This is a genomic window from Desulfocurvus vexinensis DSM 17965 (genome assembly GCF_000519125.1).
GTDB classification, from domain to species: Bacteria; Desulfobacterota; Desulfovibrionia; order Desulfovibrionales; family Desulfovibrionaceae; genus Desulfocurvus; species Desulfocurvus vexinensis.
This window is the reverse complement of sequence record NZ_JAEX01000012.1, coordinates 72,167-85,606: the sequence shown is the minus strand read 5'-3', so window position 1 is coordinate 85,606 and position 13,440 is coordinate 72,167. Positions and strand designations below refer to the sequence as shown.

Below are 13,440 nucleotides of genomic sequence, written 5' to 3'. Positions count from 1 at the left end.
CCGGCGCCAGCTCCCGCCCGCCACGGGCCCGCAGCCGGGTTTTGCTTTTTTCCAGGACTCGCGTACAGTCCCCACCGGCGCCACGGCGCCATTTGCCGTTCCATGGCCCGCCCACACCGGGTGGGCCCATTTCGCCGCCACAGGAGTCGCCGCAATGCTCTGCCGCATCGAACTGGCCCCGCGCCCCCATGTCACCGACAGCGTCGGCCTGCGCACCGCGCGCGGCCTGCACGCCGCCCTGGGGGTGTGCGTCTCGCAGTGCCGGATCATCAAGGTCTTCACCATCCAGGGCGTGGACGAGGCCGGGATTGCCCGCATCCTGGACGCCGGGGCCCTGCACGATCCCGTGCTGCACTCCGTCTCGCGCACGCCCCTGGCCGAGGGCTTCGACTGGGCCATCGAGGTCGGACTGCGCCCCGGCGTCACCGACAACGAGGGCCGCACCGCCCGCGAGGCCGTGGCCCTGGTCCTGGGCCTGACCAAGGCCGAGGCCGCCCAGGTCGCCGTGTACACCTCCACCCAGTACCTGCTCTCGGGCGACCTGGACGAGGACGACGTGCGGCGCATGGCTGGCGGCTACCTGGCCAACGAGCTGATCCAGCGCTACGAGTACAAGAGCGCCGCCCAGTGGGCGAAGGCCCCCGGCTTCGAAGCCCGGGCCGCCCGCGTCACCGGCGAGGCCCACGACGAGGTCAACACCATCGACCTCGACGCCATGGACGACGACGGGCTCATGGCCTTCTCGCGCGAAAACACCCTGGCCCTGTCGCTGGTGGAGATGCGCACCATCCGCGACCACTACCGCGACCCCGCCGTGGCCGCCGCCCGCGCCGCCCGGGGCCTGCCCGCCATGCCCACCGACGCCGAGCTCGAAGCCCTGGCCCAGACCTGGTCCGAGCACTGCAAGCACAAGATATTCAACGCAAAGATCGACTACGACAACCGCGAAACCGGCGCCCGCACCACCGTGGACAGCCTGTTCAAGACCTACATCGCGGGCAGCACCGCCGCCATCCGCGCCGCGCGCGGCAAGGCCGACCTGTGCCTGTCCGTGTTCAAGGACAACGCGGGCGTCATCCGCTTCGACGACGAGCACGCCGTGTGCATCAAGGTCGAGACGCACAACAGCCCCTCGGCGCTGGACCCCTACGGTGGAGCCCTGACCGGCATCGTCGGCGTGAACCGCGACCCCATGGGCACCGGCATGGGCGCCAACCTCGTGTGCAACACCGACGTGTTCTGCTTCGCCTCGCCCTTCTGGAAAAACGAGCTGCCCCCGCGCCTGCTGCACCCGCGCCGCGTGCTCGAAGGCGTGCGCGAGGGCGTGGAGCACGGCGGCAACAAGTCCGGCATCCCCACGGTCAACGGCTCCATCGTCTTCCACGACCAGTACCTGGGCAAGCCCCTGGTCTTCTGCGGCACCGTGGGCCTCATGCCCGCCACCGTGGCCGGGCGCCCCAGCCACGAGAAGACCGTCAACCCCGGCGACGCCATCGTCATGACCGGCGGGCGCATCGGCAAGGACGGCATCCACGGCGCGACCTTCTCCTCCGAGGAACTCCACGAGGGCTCCCCGGCCACCGCCGTGCAGATCGGCGACCCCATCACCCAGCGCAAAATGTACGACTTCCTCATGCGCGCCCGCGACATGGGCCTGTACAACGCCATCACCGACAACGGCGCGGGCGGCCTGTCGTCCTCCGTGGGCGAAATGGCCGGCATGAGCGGCGGCTGCCGCATGGACGTGTCGCGCGCGCCGCTCAAGTACGACGGCCTGCGCCCGTGGGAAATCCTGCTCTCCGAGGCCCAGGAGCGCATGACCCTGGCCGTGCCCCAGGACAAGCTGGCCGCCTTCCTGGCCCTGGCCGAAGAAATGGACGTCGAGGCCTCCCACCTGGGCGAATTCACCGACTCGGGCTACTTCCACGTCACCTACGGCGAGCGCCCCGTGGCCTACCTGCCCATGGACTTCCTGCACGACGGCGTGCCGCAGATGGAACTCGCCGCCGTGTGGGAGCGCCCCGCCATCGACGAGCCCTACATGCCGCTGTTCATCGCCGACCACGGCAAGCTGCTGCGCACCATGCTCGGCCGCCTGAACATCTGCTCCAAGGAATACGTGGTGCGCCAGTACGACCACGAGGTCCAGGGCGGCAGCGTGGTCAAGCCGCTCACCGGCGCCCGGGCCGACGGCCCCTCCGACGCCGGGGCCCTGCGCCCCGTGCTGGGCTCCGACCAGGGCCTCGTGCTCTCCCACGGCATCTGCCCCAAGTTCTCGCGCCTGGACACCTACTGGATGATGGCCTCGGCCATCGACGAGGCCATCCGCAACGCCGTGGCCACCGGGGCGGACCCCGACCGCATGGCCGGGTGCGACAACTTCTGCTGGTGCGACCCCGTGCAGAGCGACAAGACCCCCGACGGGCACTACAAGCTGGCCCAGCTCGTGCGCGCCAACCAGGCCCTGGCCCACTTCTGCCAGGCCTTCGGCGTGCCCTGCATCTCCGGCAAGGACTCCATGAAGAACGACTACACCGGCGGCGGGCAGAAGATCTCCATCCCGCCCACGGTGCTCTACTCCGTGCTGGGCATCGTCGGCGACGTGAACCGCTGCGTGACCTCGGACTTCAAGACCCAGGGCGACCACGTCTACCTGCTGGGCCTGACGCGCCCCGAACTGGGCGGCTCGGAACTCTCCGAGCTCTACAAGGCCCCGTTCTCCGAGGTGCCCCAGGTGGACGCCGTGGCCGCGCGCACCCGCTACCGCACCCTGCACGCCGCCATGGGCCAGGGGCTGGTCAACGCCGCCCACGACCTGTCCGACGGCGGCCTGGGCGTGGCCGTGGCCGAAATGTGCATCGGCGGGCGCATCGGCGCGACCATCGATCTGGCCCGCGTGCCCGCCTGCCCGGACGACATGCAGGAAACAGACCTGCTCTACTCCGAATCCAACTCGCGGCTCTTGGTCAGCGTGCGCCCCGAAAACGCGGCGGCCTTCGAGGCCCTGTTCGCCGGGCAGCACTGCGCGCGCATCGGCACCGTGGGCGGCGACGCCCTGACCATCACCCAGGGCAACCGCCCCGTGCTCGCCGAACCCGTGGAGACCCTGGCCGCCGCCTGGAAGGCCCCCTTCGGCACCGACGGCCCCGGCGCCCAGTAGGGCGCCGGGCCGCCGGGCGCGGGCACGGCTGGGGGGAGGCCGGGCGGGGGAGGGGCCTCTTTTCTTGAGGAGAAAAGGGGTCCCTCCCCTCCCCCGCACCCCCACCCCTCCTCCCCAAAAGACCTTTTTCTTTGGGGGACGGAGCGACCGGCCACGGACAGAAACGAGGGCGGGAGCGGGCAACCAGAAGCCTCCCCTTGGCCCCCCGTTCCGGTCCCGCGCGGCGCTTCGCCGCGCGGGACCGGAACGGCGAGCGGGGTCCAGGGGCCATTGGCCCCTGGCGGGGGTCCAGGGGGCAGCGCCCCCTGGCGGGGGCCGGGGCCGCGCCCCAGCGAGGCCCGGCCATAACGACACAAAGGACGAGCAATGAACATCATCGACGAACTCAAGTGGCGCGGCCTGATTTTCCAGGTCTCCGACGAGGACGGCCTGCGCAAGCATTTCGAGACCCCGGGCCGCGCGCTGTATTGCGGCTTCGACCCCACGGCCAAAAGCCTGCACATCGGCAACATGGTGCCGCTGCTGGCGCTGTTGCGCTTCAAGCGTGCGGGGCATGACCCCATCGTGCTCATGGGCGGCGCCACGGGACGCATCGGCGACCCTTCGGGCAAGGATCAGGAGCGCCAGCTGCTGGCCTATGAGACCATCGAGGCCAACATCGAGAACATCCGGGGCCAGGTCCACGCCCTGTTCGGCAGCGACACCCGCGTGGTCAACAACTACGACTGGACCAGCGGCATGACCATCGTCGAATTCCTGCGCGACGTGGGCAAGCATTTCACGGTCAACGCCATGATGGCCAAGGAGTCGGTGCGCCAGCGCATCGAGCGCGACGAGGTGGGCATCTCCTTCACGGAGTTCAGCTACCAGATTCTCCAGGCCATGGATTTCGAGTTCCTGTACCGCGCCCACGACTGCCGCTTGCAGATCGGCGGGTCGGACCAGTGGGGCAACATCACGGCGGGCACGGAACTGGTGCGCAAGAAGGCCGGGGGCCAGGCCTACGCCCTGACCTTCCCGCTGCTGACCACCGCCAGCGGCGCCAAGTTCGGCAAGTCCGAGAAGGGCGCCATCTACATGGACCCGAGCCTGACCTCGCCCTGGGATTTCTACCAGTACTGGGTCAACGTGGACGACCGCGACGTGGTCAAGCTGCTCAAGGTGTTCACGTTCAAGGGCCAGGAGGAGATCGCGGCCCTGGCCGCGCGGGTGGCCGAGGCCCCGCAGCTGCGCGAGGCCCAGCGGGCCCTGGCCGCCGAGATGACGGCCATGGTCCACGGCGCGGACGAGCTGGCCAAGATCGAGACCGCCGTGGAGGTGCTCTTCGGCGCGGGCGACCCCGCCGGGGCGGACGCCCCGACCCTGCGCGCGGCGCTGGGCTCGGCGCCGCAGGTGGCCTATGCGGCTGCGGAGCTGCCGCCCCTGGCGCAGATCCTGGTGGACCTGGGGCTGTGCAAGTCCAAGGGCGCGGCCCGCAAGGACATCGAGGCCGGGGCCGTGCGTGTGAACATGCAGCCCGTGGCCGACCAGCTGTTCACCCCCGGCGCGGGGGACTTCCTGCACGGCGAGGTGCTTCTGGTGCGCAAGGGCAAGAAGCACTGGGGCCTGGTGACGCTGCGCTAGCCTGCGGGGCCCGGGGCGGCGCCGTCCCGGGCCTTGATTTTTTTGAGATTTTTTCCAACGGAACTCTAATTCCCTTGTGCGGCGGGGAGTTTCGGCAAGAAGCCCCGCCCGCCCGCCACGGAGGCGCCATGCACGTCCCGGCCCTGCTGCGGATGATCAAGATCGAGCATTCGGTGTTCGCCCTGCCTTTCGCCTATTGCGGCATGGTCCTGGCGGCGGGCGGCTGGCCGGGCGTGGTGCCCTTCGTGCTCATCACCGTGGCCATGGTGGCCATGCGCTCCTTCGCCATGGCCGTGAACCGCTTGGCGGACCTGCCCTTCGACGCGCAGAACCCGCGCACCCAGGGCCGCGAGCTGGTCACCGGCGCGGTGTCCGTGCGCCAGGCCTGGGTGTTCACGGCGGGCGCGGCGCTGGTTTTCGTGCTGGCCTGCGCGGGGCTGAACCGGCTGTGCCTGCTGCTCTCGCCCGTTGCCCTGGGGCTGGGGGCGCTGTACAGCTACACCAAGCGCTTCACCCCGCTGTGCCATTTCGTGCTCGGGGCGACCCTGGGGCTGGCGCCGGTGGCGGCGTGGCTGGGCGTGACGGCACAGTTCACGGTGACGGCCTGGCTGCTGTTCTTCGCCGTGACCTTCTGGGTGGCGGGCTTCGACATCCTCTACGCCTGCCAGGACGTGGAGTTCGACCGCGCCCAGGGGCTGCACTCGCTGCCCGCCGACGCGGGGCTGCCCACGGCCCTGGCCGTGTCGTGGATGTGCCACGTCAACACGGCCATCCTGCTGGGCCTGGCCGGGGCCCTGGCCGGGCTGGGCTGGGGCTGGTGGATCGTGTGGGCGCTGGTGTCGGGCATCCTGGTCTTCGAGCACATGCTGTTTCGCCCCGACGACATGCGCCGGGTGAACCTGACGTTCTTCACGCTCAACGGCGTGGTGGGCGTGGCGGTGCTGGCCGGGGTGCTGCTGGGGATGTGGATCTAGAACCGTCCCGGCCTGCGGGCCGGGCGCAAGGCCGGGATGCCGGGAGCGCGGACATGGAAGAATTACCCAGACTGACGGACGCGGAGCTGGAGGCCATGCAGGCCGACGCCGAGACGCTGATGACCCTGCTCATCGACGAGGAGGCCGAGGGCGAGGTGGAGGCCGGGCGGCTGCTGCTGGAGTGGGTGCCCGGGGTCTGCCACGAGCTGGCCGGGGCCCGGGCGGAGATCGCGCGGCTGCGCGCGGTGCTGGAATACTATGCGGACCACGGGCTGTGGGCCCAGGCGCGCGCCGAGGCCGCCGACTCCGGCGACCTGGGCGCCCCGGCCCGCGAGGCCCTGCGCACGGGCGGCTCCGCAGCCTAGGGGCACGCCGGGCGCGCCCGGGGCGGGCCGGGGGTGTCGCCAGGCGCGCGGCGCGGCCCGCAGGGCTGGCGTGCGCCCTGACAGGCCGCCCCCACATGGCGGGCCGCTGTGGTGCTCGAAAAATCCAAACCCTCGCGTAGCAGGGCCTGCGCGAGGGTTTGGATTTTTTCACGCCTTGTGTCCCGCCGTTTTTGCACGGCCCGGGAAAAGGCATTTTGCAGCCGTCAGCCAGAGCCGCCCACTGCGGGCGGCACGGACCGCACGGACCGCGCGGGCCCCTGGTCCGGGCCGGGAGCAGGGCGGGGATGTTTGCCGGGCCCGCCGCGCCTCAGGCCGGCAGCACGGCGCCCTCGATCTCCAGCAGCAGGCGCTTCAGGTCCAGCCCACCCTCGGCAGAAAAGCCGGTCAGGGCGCCGTCCGCGCCCAGCACGCGGTGGCAGGGCACCAGCAGCGGCCAGGAGTTGCGGGCCATGATCTGGCCCACGGCCCGGGCCGCGCCGGGGCTGCCCGCCAGGGCGGCCAGTTCGCCGTAGGTCGTGGTGGCGCCGTGGGGCACCTGGTCGCGCAGGGTCAGCAGCACCCGGCGGGTGAATTCCGGCAGGCCGTGCAGCTCCATGGGCACCCGGGGCCAGACCGTGGGCTGCCCGCCCACGTAGCGCTCCAGGGCCGCCAGCAGGCTGCGCCCCGCCGCCGTGGTGCCCGTGGGCACCAGCCCTGCGGCGTGGCGCACCCGGCAGCCCAACAGCACGCCGTTGAGCCACGACAGTTCCAGGCCCAGGGGCCAGGCCACCAGCAGTTCGGTCTTGTCGGCAATGCGCATGGGCGGAACTCCTTGCCGTCACGCCCGGGGCGTGGCGTCCGGCGCTGCGGCCCGGGGGGCCAGGGAGGGGGGCGGGCTCGCGCCCGGGTCGAACCATAGCGGAACCGGGGCGCCGGGGTCCAGGGCTTTCCCCTGCCACAGGTCCGCCGCCTCCAGGGCGCTGGCCACGGCGGCCAGGGTTTCGGCCTTGCGCGCGGCCCAGGCCGGGGCCAGCAGTTCGCCGGGCGCCGGGTCCGCCGCCAGGCGGTGCACGACCACATCGGGGCGCAGCGCCGCCAGGGCGCGGGCCACGAGGTCCGCGTACTGCGCGCGCTCCAGGGGCCGCAGCTCGCCGCGCCGCCAAGCCGCCGCCAGGGGCGCCCCCCGGCAGACCAGCAGGTTGTGCAGCTTGACCCCGGCCACGGGCAGCCCGTTCAGCAGGGCCACGCCCCCCAGCAGGGCCGGGGGCTCCTCGCCGGGCAGCCCGGCCATGAGGTGCGCGCAGACCTTGAGGCCGTGGCGGTGGCACAGCTCCACGGCGCGGACGAAATCGGCCACGGTGTGGCCCCGGTTCACGCGCTCCAGGGTCGCGTCGCGCGCCGACTGCAACCCCAGGTCCAGCCACAGCTCGCCCACGGGCAGCCCGGCCAGGATGCGCGCCTTCTCGTCGTCCAGGCAGTCGGGCCGGGTGCCCACGCACAGGCCCGCCAGCCCGGGCAAGGCCGCGGCCTCCTCCAGCACGGCGCGTACGCGCGCGGCGGGGCCGTAGGTGTTGGTGAACGATTGCAGGTAGCCCAGGTGGCGCCGCGGCCCGCGCGCGCCGCCCGCCGCGCGCCAGGCGTCCCACTGCGCGCGCAGCCCGGCCCCGGCGCCGTGGCGCCCGGTGCCCGAGCCGCGCTCGTTGCAGAAGGCGCAGCCCCCGGTGGACAGGGTGCCGTCACGGTTGGGGCAGGTCGCTCCCGCGTCCAGCGGCACCTTGCCCACCCGGCAGCCGAAGCGCTGGCGAAAATAGGCGGAAAGGGCGTAATATCTGAGCACTTGGTTTCACTGGCGTTTTTTAATTTCTTGCGAAACCTTGCCTGATGGAAGGGGTTTGTATATCACCCCCATTGAACGGCGGCGCACCGCTTCCGGGTGTCAGGCCCGTTTTTTTCCCTCCGCGCCGCACCACCGGGTTGACCCAAGAGAGCGTCCATGTCCAGAATTATCGATACGGTTCTTGGATTCTTCTCCAACGACCTCGCCATAGACCTGGGGACGGCCAACACCTGCGTCTACGTCAAGGGCCAGGGCATCGTGCTGCGCGAGCCCAGCGTCGTGGCCGTGAAGCAGGACAACCGCGGCGGGCGCAAGGTGCTGGCCGTGGGCAACGAGGCCAAGCAGATGCTCGGGCGCACCCCCGCCAACATCATGGCCATCCGCCCCATGAAGGACGGCGTCATCGCCGACTTCGACGTGACCCAGGAGATGCTCAAGTATTTCATCATGAAGGTCCACAACTCGCGCCGCCTGGTGCGCCCGAGGATCATCATCTGCGTGCCCACGGGCATCACCCAGGTGGAAAAGCGCGCGGTGAAGGAAAGCGCCGAGAGCGCGGGCGCGCGCGAGGTCTACCTCATCGAGGAGCCCATGGCCGCGGCCATCGGCGCCAACCTGCCCATCACCGAACCCACCTCCAACATGGTGGTGGACATCGGCGGCGGCACCACCGAGGTGGCGGTCATCTCCCTGTCGGGCGTGGTGTACTCCAAGTCCGTGCGCGTCGGCGGCGACAAGATGGACGAAGCCATCATGCAGCACGTCAAGCGCAAGTACAACATGCTCATCGGTGAATCCACGGCGGAGTCCATCAAGATCCAGGCCGGCAGCGCCTACCCCTCGGACAACGAGACCGAGATGTCCGTCAAGGGCCGCGACCTGGTTTCGGGCATCCCGCAGAACATCACCATCACCTCCGAGGAGGTGCGCAAGGCCATTTCCGAGCAGGTGGACGCCATCGTCCAGGCCTGCCGCATCGCCCTGGAGCAGACCCCGCCCGAGCTGGCCGCCGACATCGTGGACCGCGGCATCGTGCTCACCGGCGGCGGCGCCCTGCTCAAGGGGCTGGACCAGCTGCTGCGCGAGGAAACCGGCCTGCCGATCACCGTCGTTGACGACCCCCTGTCCACGGTGGTCCTGGGGTCCGGCAAGGCCCTGGACAACCTGGATGTGCTCAAGGAGGTCACGATAGACTAGGATGCGCTCCAAGAAGGGCGTCGTCGCCATCCTCCTCCTCGCGCTGTTCCTCTATCTCAGCCTGTATGCGTGGAACGCCCGCACCGGCGTTCTGGACGACGTGGCCAGCCGTTCGGGCCTGGAATTCGTCGGGCTTGTCATCAAGCCGGGCCAGTGGGTGGCGGACCAGACCCAGGCGTTGTGGAAACGCTACCTCTACCTGCTGGACCTGCGCCAGGAGAACGACGCCCTGCGCACGCGCCTGGACAGCATGACCCTGGAGCTGGCCCAGGTCCACGAGCAGGCCGCCGAAGTCCACAGGCTGCGGCGGCTTTTGTCGTTCGCGCCCCCCGAGGAATGGGACGGGATCGGGGCGCGGGTCATGGCCCACCGCATGGGCCCCAACGCCGTGCTCGAAAGCATCATCATCGACAAGGGCACCCTGGGCGGCATCGACGTGAACACGCCCGTGGCCACGCCCGACGGGCTAGTCGGGCGCGTGCTGCGCGCCGGGCTCAGCGTCTCCACGGTGCTGCTCATCACCGACCACAACAGCAAGGTGCCCGTGCTGGGGCGCACCAACCGCACCGCGGGCATCCTCACCGGCCAGGGCCCGGGCAGACCCCTGGAGGTCCGCTACGTGCCGCTCAACGCCACCCTGGAGGTCGGCGAGATCCTCATCACCTCCGGCCTGGCGCAGATCCACCCCAAAGGCCTGCCTGCGGCCCGGGTGGTAGCCGTGGAGCGGTCGGACATCTCGCTCTTTCTCACCGTACTCGCCGAGCCGCTGGTGGATCTGCGCGACCTGGAGGAGGTGCTGCTGCTGCTGCCCGAGGCCCAGCCGGAGCAGCCCGGCGCGCAGCCCGCCCCGGCGGAGCAGCCGGCTCCGGCGCCTCTGCCCGCCCCGACGCCCCCCCCCGCCGCCGGGGCGCAGTAGGGGGCGGCCATGCACGTCTTCCTGTGGTGGCTGGCCTACACGGTGGCCGCAGTCTGGATCCAGCGGGCCCTGCCCGGGCTGGACGCCTTCGGCCCGGCGGTGGTGGTGCTGCTCCAGGAGCGCAGGCTGCGCCAGCTCACCTGGCTGCTGCCGTGCTGGATCCTGCTCCAGGAGGGCATGGGCAGCGCGAGCTTCGGCAATATGATCCTGTGGTATGCGGGGCTGGTGGTCTTCTTCGTCCTCGGGCGCTGGCTGTTCGAGTCGCGCAACGTGCTTTTCGTGTTCTTCATCGGCGTGTTCATGGGCGGCTGGCACTTCGCGCTGCAAAGCGGCATGGGCGTGCTCCAGGGCCTGGCCCTGGACCAGCAGACCCTGGCCTGGGACAGCGTGCAGCAGGCCGTGGCCTTCCCTGTGGGCTGGGCCGTCCTGTACACCTTCTACGTGCGGCAGGTGCGCAGTGTCGTCGCAGTTTGAGCCCGAGGGCCAGGCCCCCCCGGCCACGGGCCTGCTCCTGCTCCAGGTGTGCATCTGGGGGCTGTTCTGCGTCTTCGCCCTGCGCTTTTGGTACCTGCAGGTCTACAAGGGCGAGCACTTCGCGGCCAAGGCCCGCGACAACCAGCTGCGCCAGGAGGCCAGCTTCGCCCCGCGCGGCCTGGTACGCGACAGAACCGGCGAGCTGGTGGCCGTGAACGAGCCCGCCTACGCCCTGGGCCTGGTGCGCGAGGACGTGCGTGACCTGGACGCCACCCTGGCCAAGATCGCCGAGTGGACCGGCACCCCCCAGGCGGAACTGCGCGAGCGCTTCGAGAAGGGCCGCCGCCGCGTCAAGCCCTTCGAGCACCTGATCCTGGTGCCCGACCTGTCCTTCGACCTCCTGGCCCACATCGAGGCCAACACCCTGTTCTGGCCGGGCCTGGAGATCGTGGTCCGCCCCAAGCGGCGCTACCCGCAGGACGAGCTGCTCTCCCACGTGCTGGGCTACGTGGCCGAAGCCAACGAGGAGGAGCTGGAAAAGGACTCCGGGCTGGCCCTGGGCGACAACGTGGGCAAGGGCGGGCTGGAGCTGGTGCTGGAAGGCCGCCTGCGCGGGGCCAAGGGCCTGACCCAGGTCGAGGTGGACGCCACCGGGCGCAGGCTGAACCAGATGGTCCTGCGCGAACCCGGCGCGGGCGAGGACATCAGCTTGTCCATCGACCTGGGCCTGCAGCGCCGCTGCACCGAGCAGATGGGCGGCCACTCCGGGGCCGTGGTGGTCATGGACCCCGACACCGGACGCATCCTGGCCTTCGTCAGCATGCCCTCCTTCGACGCCAACCTGTTCGTGGCCGGGCTGTCCACCGAGCAGTGGGTGGCGCTGCGCGACCACCCTCGCCACCCCCTGCAGAACCGCGTCATCCAGAGCATGTTCCCGCCGGGTTCGGTGTTCAAGCTGGTGGTCGGCGCCGCAGGCCTGGAGGCGGGCATCAACCCCCGCGAGACCGTCTATTGCAGCGGCCAGGTGCAGTTGGGCAAGCGCGTGTTCCGCTGCTGGAAGAAGCACGGCCACGGCGCGGTGAACTACCAGCAGGCCCAGGTCCAGTCCTGCGACGTGTATTTCTACAGCATGGGCGAGCGCCTGCGGGTGGACAAGATGGCGCCCTTCGCCATGGCCTGCGGCTTCGGCCAGCGCACGGGCATCGAGCTGCCCCACGAGAAAGGCGGGCTGGTGCCCACGCCGGACTGGAAGCGGCGGCGCTTCGGCGAGCCCTGGGTGGGCGGCGACAACCTCAACATGTCCATCGGCCAGGGCTTCAACCTGGTGACTCCGCTCCAGGTGGCGCGCTTCGTGTCCGCGCTGGTCAACGGCGGCACACTGTACAAGCCCCTGCTGCTGGCCGACCAGGCCCCCGAGGCCCAGAGCCGCCTGCCCATGAGCGAAGGCACGCGCAAGCTCATCGTGGACGCCATGGTCGAGACCGTGAAATCGGGCACGGCCCGGCGCCTGCAGCGGCGCGACGCCGTCATGGGCGGCAAGACCGGCACGGCCCAGGTGGTCAAGCTCAAGCTCAAGGAAGGCGATGTGCGCGAAACCACCGAGGAGATGGCCTACGAGGAGCGCGACCACGCCTGGCTGGCCTCCTTCGGCGAGAAGGACGGCCAGCGCTATGTGGCGGTATGCATGGTCGAGCACGGCGGGCACGGCGGGTCCGTGGCCGGGCCCATGCTGGCCTCGGTGTACGACTACCTCTTCGGGGAGGCCACGCGGTGAGCCCCATCGACCGGCGCATGCTCTACCACATCAACTGGCCGCTTCTGGGGCTGGCGGCGCTGCTGTTCGCCGTGGGCGTGGTCAACCTCTACTCGGCCAGCGGATTTCGCGTCGAAACCGGGCAGACCATGAGCAGCTTCTACCAGAAGCAGCTCATCTGGGGGGCCATGGGTCTGGTGGGCATGGTGGCCTTCCTGTTCCTGGACTACCGGCACCTGAAGACCCTGGCCTGGCCGCTGTTCGTGCTGGCCGTGCTGCTGCTGCTCTGCGTGCCGCTGTTCGGCAAGACCATCTACGGCGCCAAGCGCTGGCTGGACCTGGGGTTCTTCAACCTCCAGCCCAGCGAGATCGCCAAGATCAGCATCCTGCTCATCGGGGCCAAGCTGCTCGCGCGCGGGTCGCGGCCCATGGGCTGGGGCGAGCTGATCCTGGTGCTGCTGGTGGGCCTTGTGCCCGCCGGGCTGATCATCATCCAGCCCGACCTGGGGTCAGGCCTGTCGGTGCTGCTGCTGCTTGGCGGCATGATCCTCTACCGCGGGCTGCGCAAGGGCGTGCTGCGGGTGCTGCTGGTGGTCGGGCCGCTGCTGCTGCCCCTGTCGTGGTTCTTCCTGCACGACTACCAGAAACGGCGCATCATGACCTTCCTGGACCCCTCCACCGACCCCCTGGGCTCGGGCTACCATATCAACCAGTCGCAGATCGCCATCGGCTCGGGCCAGATCTGGGGCAAGGGCTACCTGGCGGGCACCCAGAGCCAGCTGCGCTTTCTGCCCGAGAAGCACACCGACTTCGCCATCGCCGTGTTCGGCGAGGAGTGGGGATTCATCGGCGCCATAATTTTACTTTCACTTTTCAGCATGTTTCTGTATCAAATCTTCGTCACGGCCAGCGTGGCCAAGGACCGTTTCGGCAGCTACCTCGCCGCCGGAGTGTTTTTTTATTTCTTCTGGCAGATTCTCATCAACATGGGCATGGTCCTCGGGCTGATGCCCGTGGTCGGCATCCCGCTGCCGTTCATCAGCTACGGCGGCAGCGCTATGGTCGTGAACCTGTGCCTCATCGGCGTGGTCATCAACGTGTCCATGCGCCGCTTCGTGTTCAAGCGGTCGTAGGGGCCCGC

Annotated in this window: 11 protein-coding genes; 9 read left to right on the top strand and 2 right to left on the bottom strand. The window is 70.0% G+C overall.

Going from position 1 to position 13,440, the window contains the following annotated elements; genetic code table 11:
* Window positions 1-154 precede the first annotated feature (154 nt).
* The 4 genes from G495_RS0109870 to G495_RS0109855 all read left to right on the top strand — a co-directional run bounded on the left by G495_RS0109870 (window position 155) and on the right by G495_RS0109855 (window position 6,122).
* Window positions 155-3,160: an AIR synthase-related protein gene (locus tag G495_RS0109870; protein WP_028587678.1), complete on the top strand. Its 3,006-nt coding sequence runs from the start codon at window positions 155-157 to the stop codon at window positions 3,158-3,160.
* Window positions 3,161-3,526: 366 nt separating this feature from the next.
* Window positions 3,527-4,783 (top strand): tyrosine--tRNA ligase, encoded by a 1,257-nt coding sequence (gene tyrS, locus G495_RS0109865; RefSeq protein WP_028587677.1) that lies wholly within the window; start codon window positions 3,527-3,529, stop codon window positions 4,781-4,783.
* Between the two features lie 128 nt (window positions 4,784-4,911).
* A complete protein-coding gene (locus G495_RS0109860) occupies window positions 4,912-5,757 on the top strand; it encodes a UbiA-like polyprenyltransferase (protein WP_028587676.1) in 846 nt (281 codons plus the stop codon).
* 53 nt (window positions 5,758-5,810) lie between these two features.
* Window positions 5,811-6,122 carry a hypothetical protein gene (locus tag G495_RS0109855; protein WP_028587675.1) on the top strand — a complete coding sequence of 104 codons (312 nt, stop codon included), beginning with the start codon at window positions 5,811-5,813 and terminating at the stop codon, window positions 6,120-6,122.
* Window positions 6,123-6,450: 328 nt separating this feature from the next.
* Here the strand turns inward: G495_RS0109855 and G495_RS0109850 are convergent, their stop codons facing one another.
* Window positions 6,451-6,942, bottom strand: a complete 492-nt coding sequence (locus G495_RS0109850) for a methylated-DNA--[protein]-cysteine S-methyltransferase (protein ID WP_028587674.1) — start codon at window positions 6,940-6,942, stop codon at window positions 6,451-6,453.
* Window positions 6,943-6,960: 18 nt separating this feature from the next.
* Window positions 6,961-7,959: a tRNA modification radical SAM protein MnmL/YtqA gene (gene mnmL, locus G495_RS18570; protein ID WP_051445250.1), complete on the bottom strand. Its 999-nt coding sequence runs from the start codon at window positions 7,957-7,959 to the stop codon at window positions 6,961-6,963.
* A gap of 156 nt (window positions 7,960-8,115) precedes the next feature.
* On the opposite strand from mnmL, the gene G495_RS0109840 reads away from it, so the two are divergent.
* The 5 genes from G495_RS0109840 to rodA are packed head-to-tail and all read left to right on the top strand — an operon-like array spanning window position 8,116 to window position 13,432.
* The gene (locus G495_RS0109840) at window positions 8,116-9,156 is read left to right on the top strand and encodes a rod shape-determining protein (RefSeq protein ID WP_028587673.1); all 1,041 of its coding nucleotides are present in this window, start codon (window positions 8,116-8,118) and stop codon (window positions 9,154-9,156) included.
* Window position 9,157: 1 nt separating this feature from the next.
* Window positions 9,158-10,072, top strand: a complete 915-nt coding sequence (mreC, locus tag G495_RS18565) for a rod shape-determining protein MreC (RefSeq protein WP_051445249.1) — start codon at window positions 9,158-9,160, stop codon at window positions 10,070-10,072.
* Window positions 10,073-10,081: 9 nt separating this feature from the next.
* The gene (locus G495_RS21725; RefSeq protein ID WP_051445248.1) at window positions 10,082-10,546 is read left to right on the top strand and encodes a hypothetical protein; all 465 of its coding nucleotides are present in this window, start codon (window positions 10,082-10,084) and stop codon (window positions 10,544-10,546) included.
* Window positions 10,530-12,320 (top strand): penicillin-binding protein 2, encoded by a 1,791-nt coding sequence (gene mrdA, locus G495_RS0109825; RefSeq protein WP_028587672.1) that lies wholly within the window; start codon window positions 10,530-10,532, stop codon window positions 12,318-12,320. The genes G495_RS21725 and mrdA overlap by 17 nt, the downstream gene beginning before the upstream one ends.
* The gene (gene rodA, locus G495_RS0109820; RefSeq protein ID WP_028587671.1) at window positions 12,317-13,432 is read left to right on the top strand and encodes a rod shape-determining protein RodA; all 1,116 of its coding nucleotides are present in this window, start codon (window positions 12,317-12,319) and stop codon (window positions 13,430-13,432) included. Before mrdA ends, rodA begins: the two co-directional genes overlap by 4 nt.
* Window positions 13,433-13,440: the final 8 nt, after the last annotated feature.

What these genes read in the sequence shown, in the direction of transcription:
- G495_RS0109870 (WP_028587678.1), top strand. Translation starts at nt 155, where the DNA reads ATGCTCTGCCGCATCGAACTGGCCCCGCGCCCCCATGTCACCGACAGC.
- tyrS (WP_028587677.1), top strand. Translation starts at nt 3,527, where the DNA reads ATGAACATCATCGACGAACTCAAGTGGCGCGGCCTGATTTTCCAGGTC.
- G495_RS0109860 (WP_028587676.1), top strand. Translation starts at nt 4,912, where the DNA reads ATGCACGTCCCGGCCCTGCTGCGGATGATCAAGATCGAGCATTCGGTG.
- G495_RS0109855 (WP_028587675.1), top strand. Translation starts at nt 5,811, where the DNA reads ATGGAAGAATTACCCAGACTGACGGACGCGGAGCTGGAGGCCATGCAG.
- G495_RS0109850 (WP_028587674.1), bottom strand. Translation starts at nt 6,942, where the DNA reads ATGCGCATTGCCGACAAGACCGAACTGCTGGTGGCCTGGCCCCTGGGC.
- G495_RS0109840 (WP_028587673.1), top strand. Translation starts at nt 8,116, where the DNA reads ATGTCCAGAATTATCGATACGGTTCTTGGATTCTTCTCCAACGACCTC.
- mreC (WP_051445249.1), top strand. Translation starts at nt 9,158, where the DNA reads ATGCGCTCCAAGAAGGGCGTCGTCGCCATCCTCCTCCTCGCGCTGTTC.
- G495_RS21725 (WP_051445248.1), top strand. Translation starts at nt 10,082, where the DNA reads ATGCACGTCTTCCTGTGGTGGCTGGCCTACACGGTGGCCGCAGTCTGG.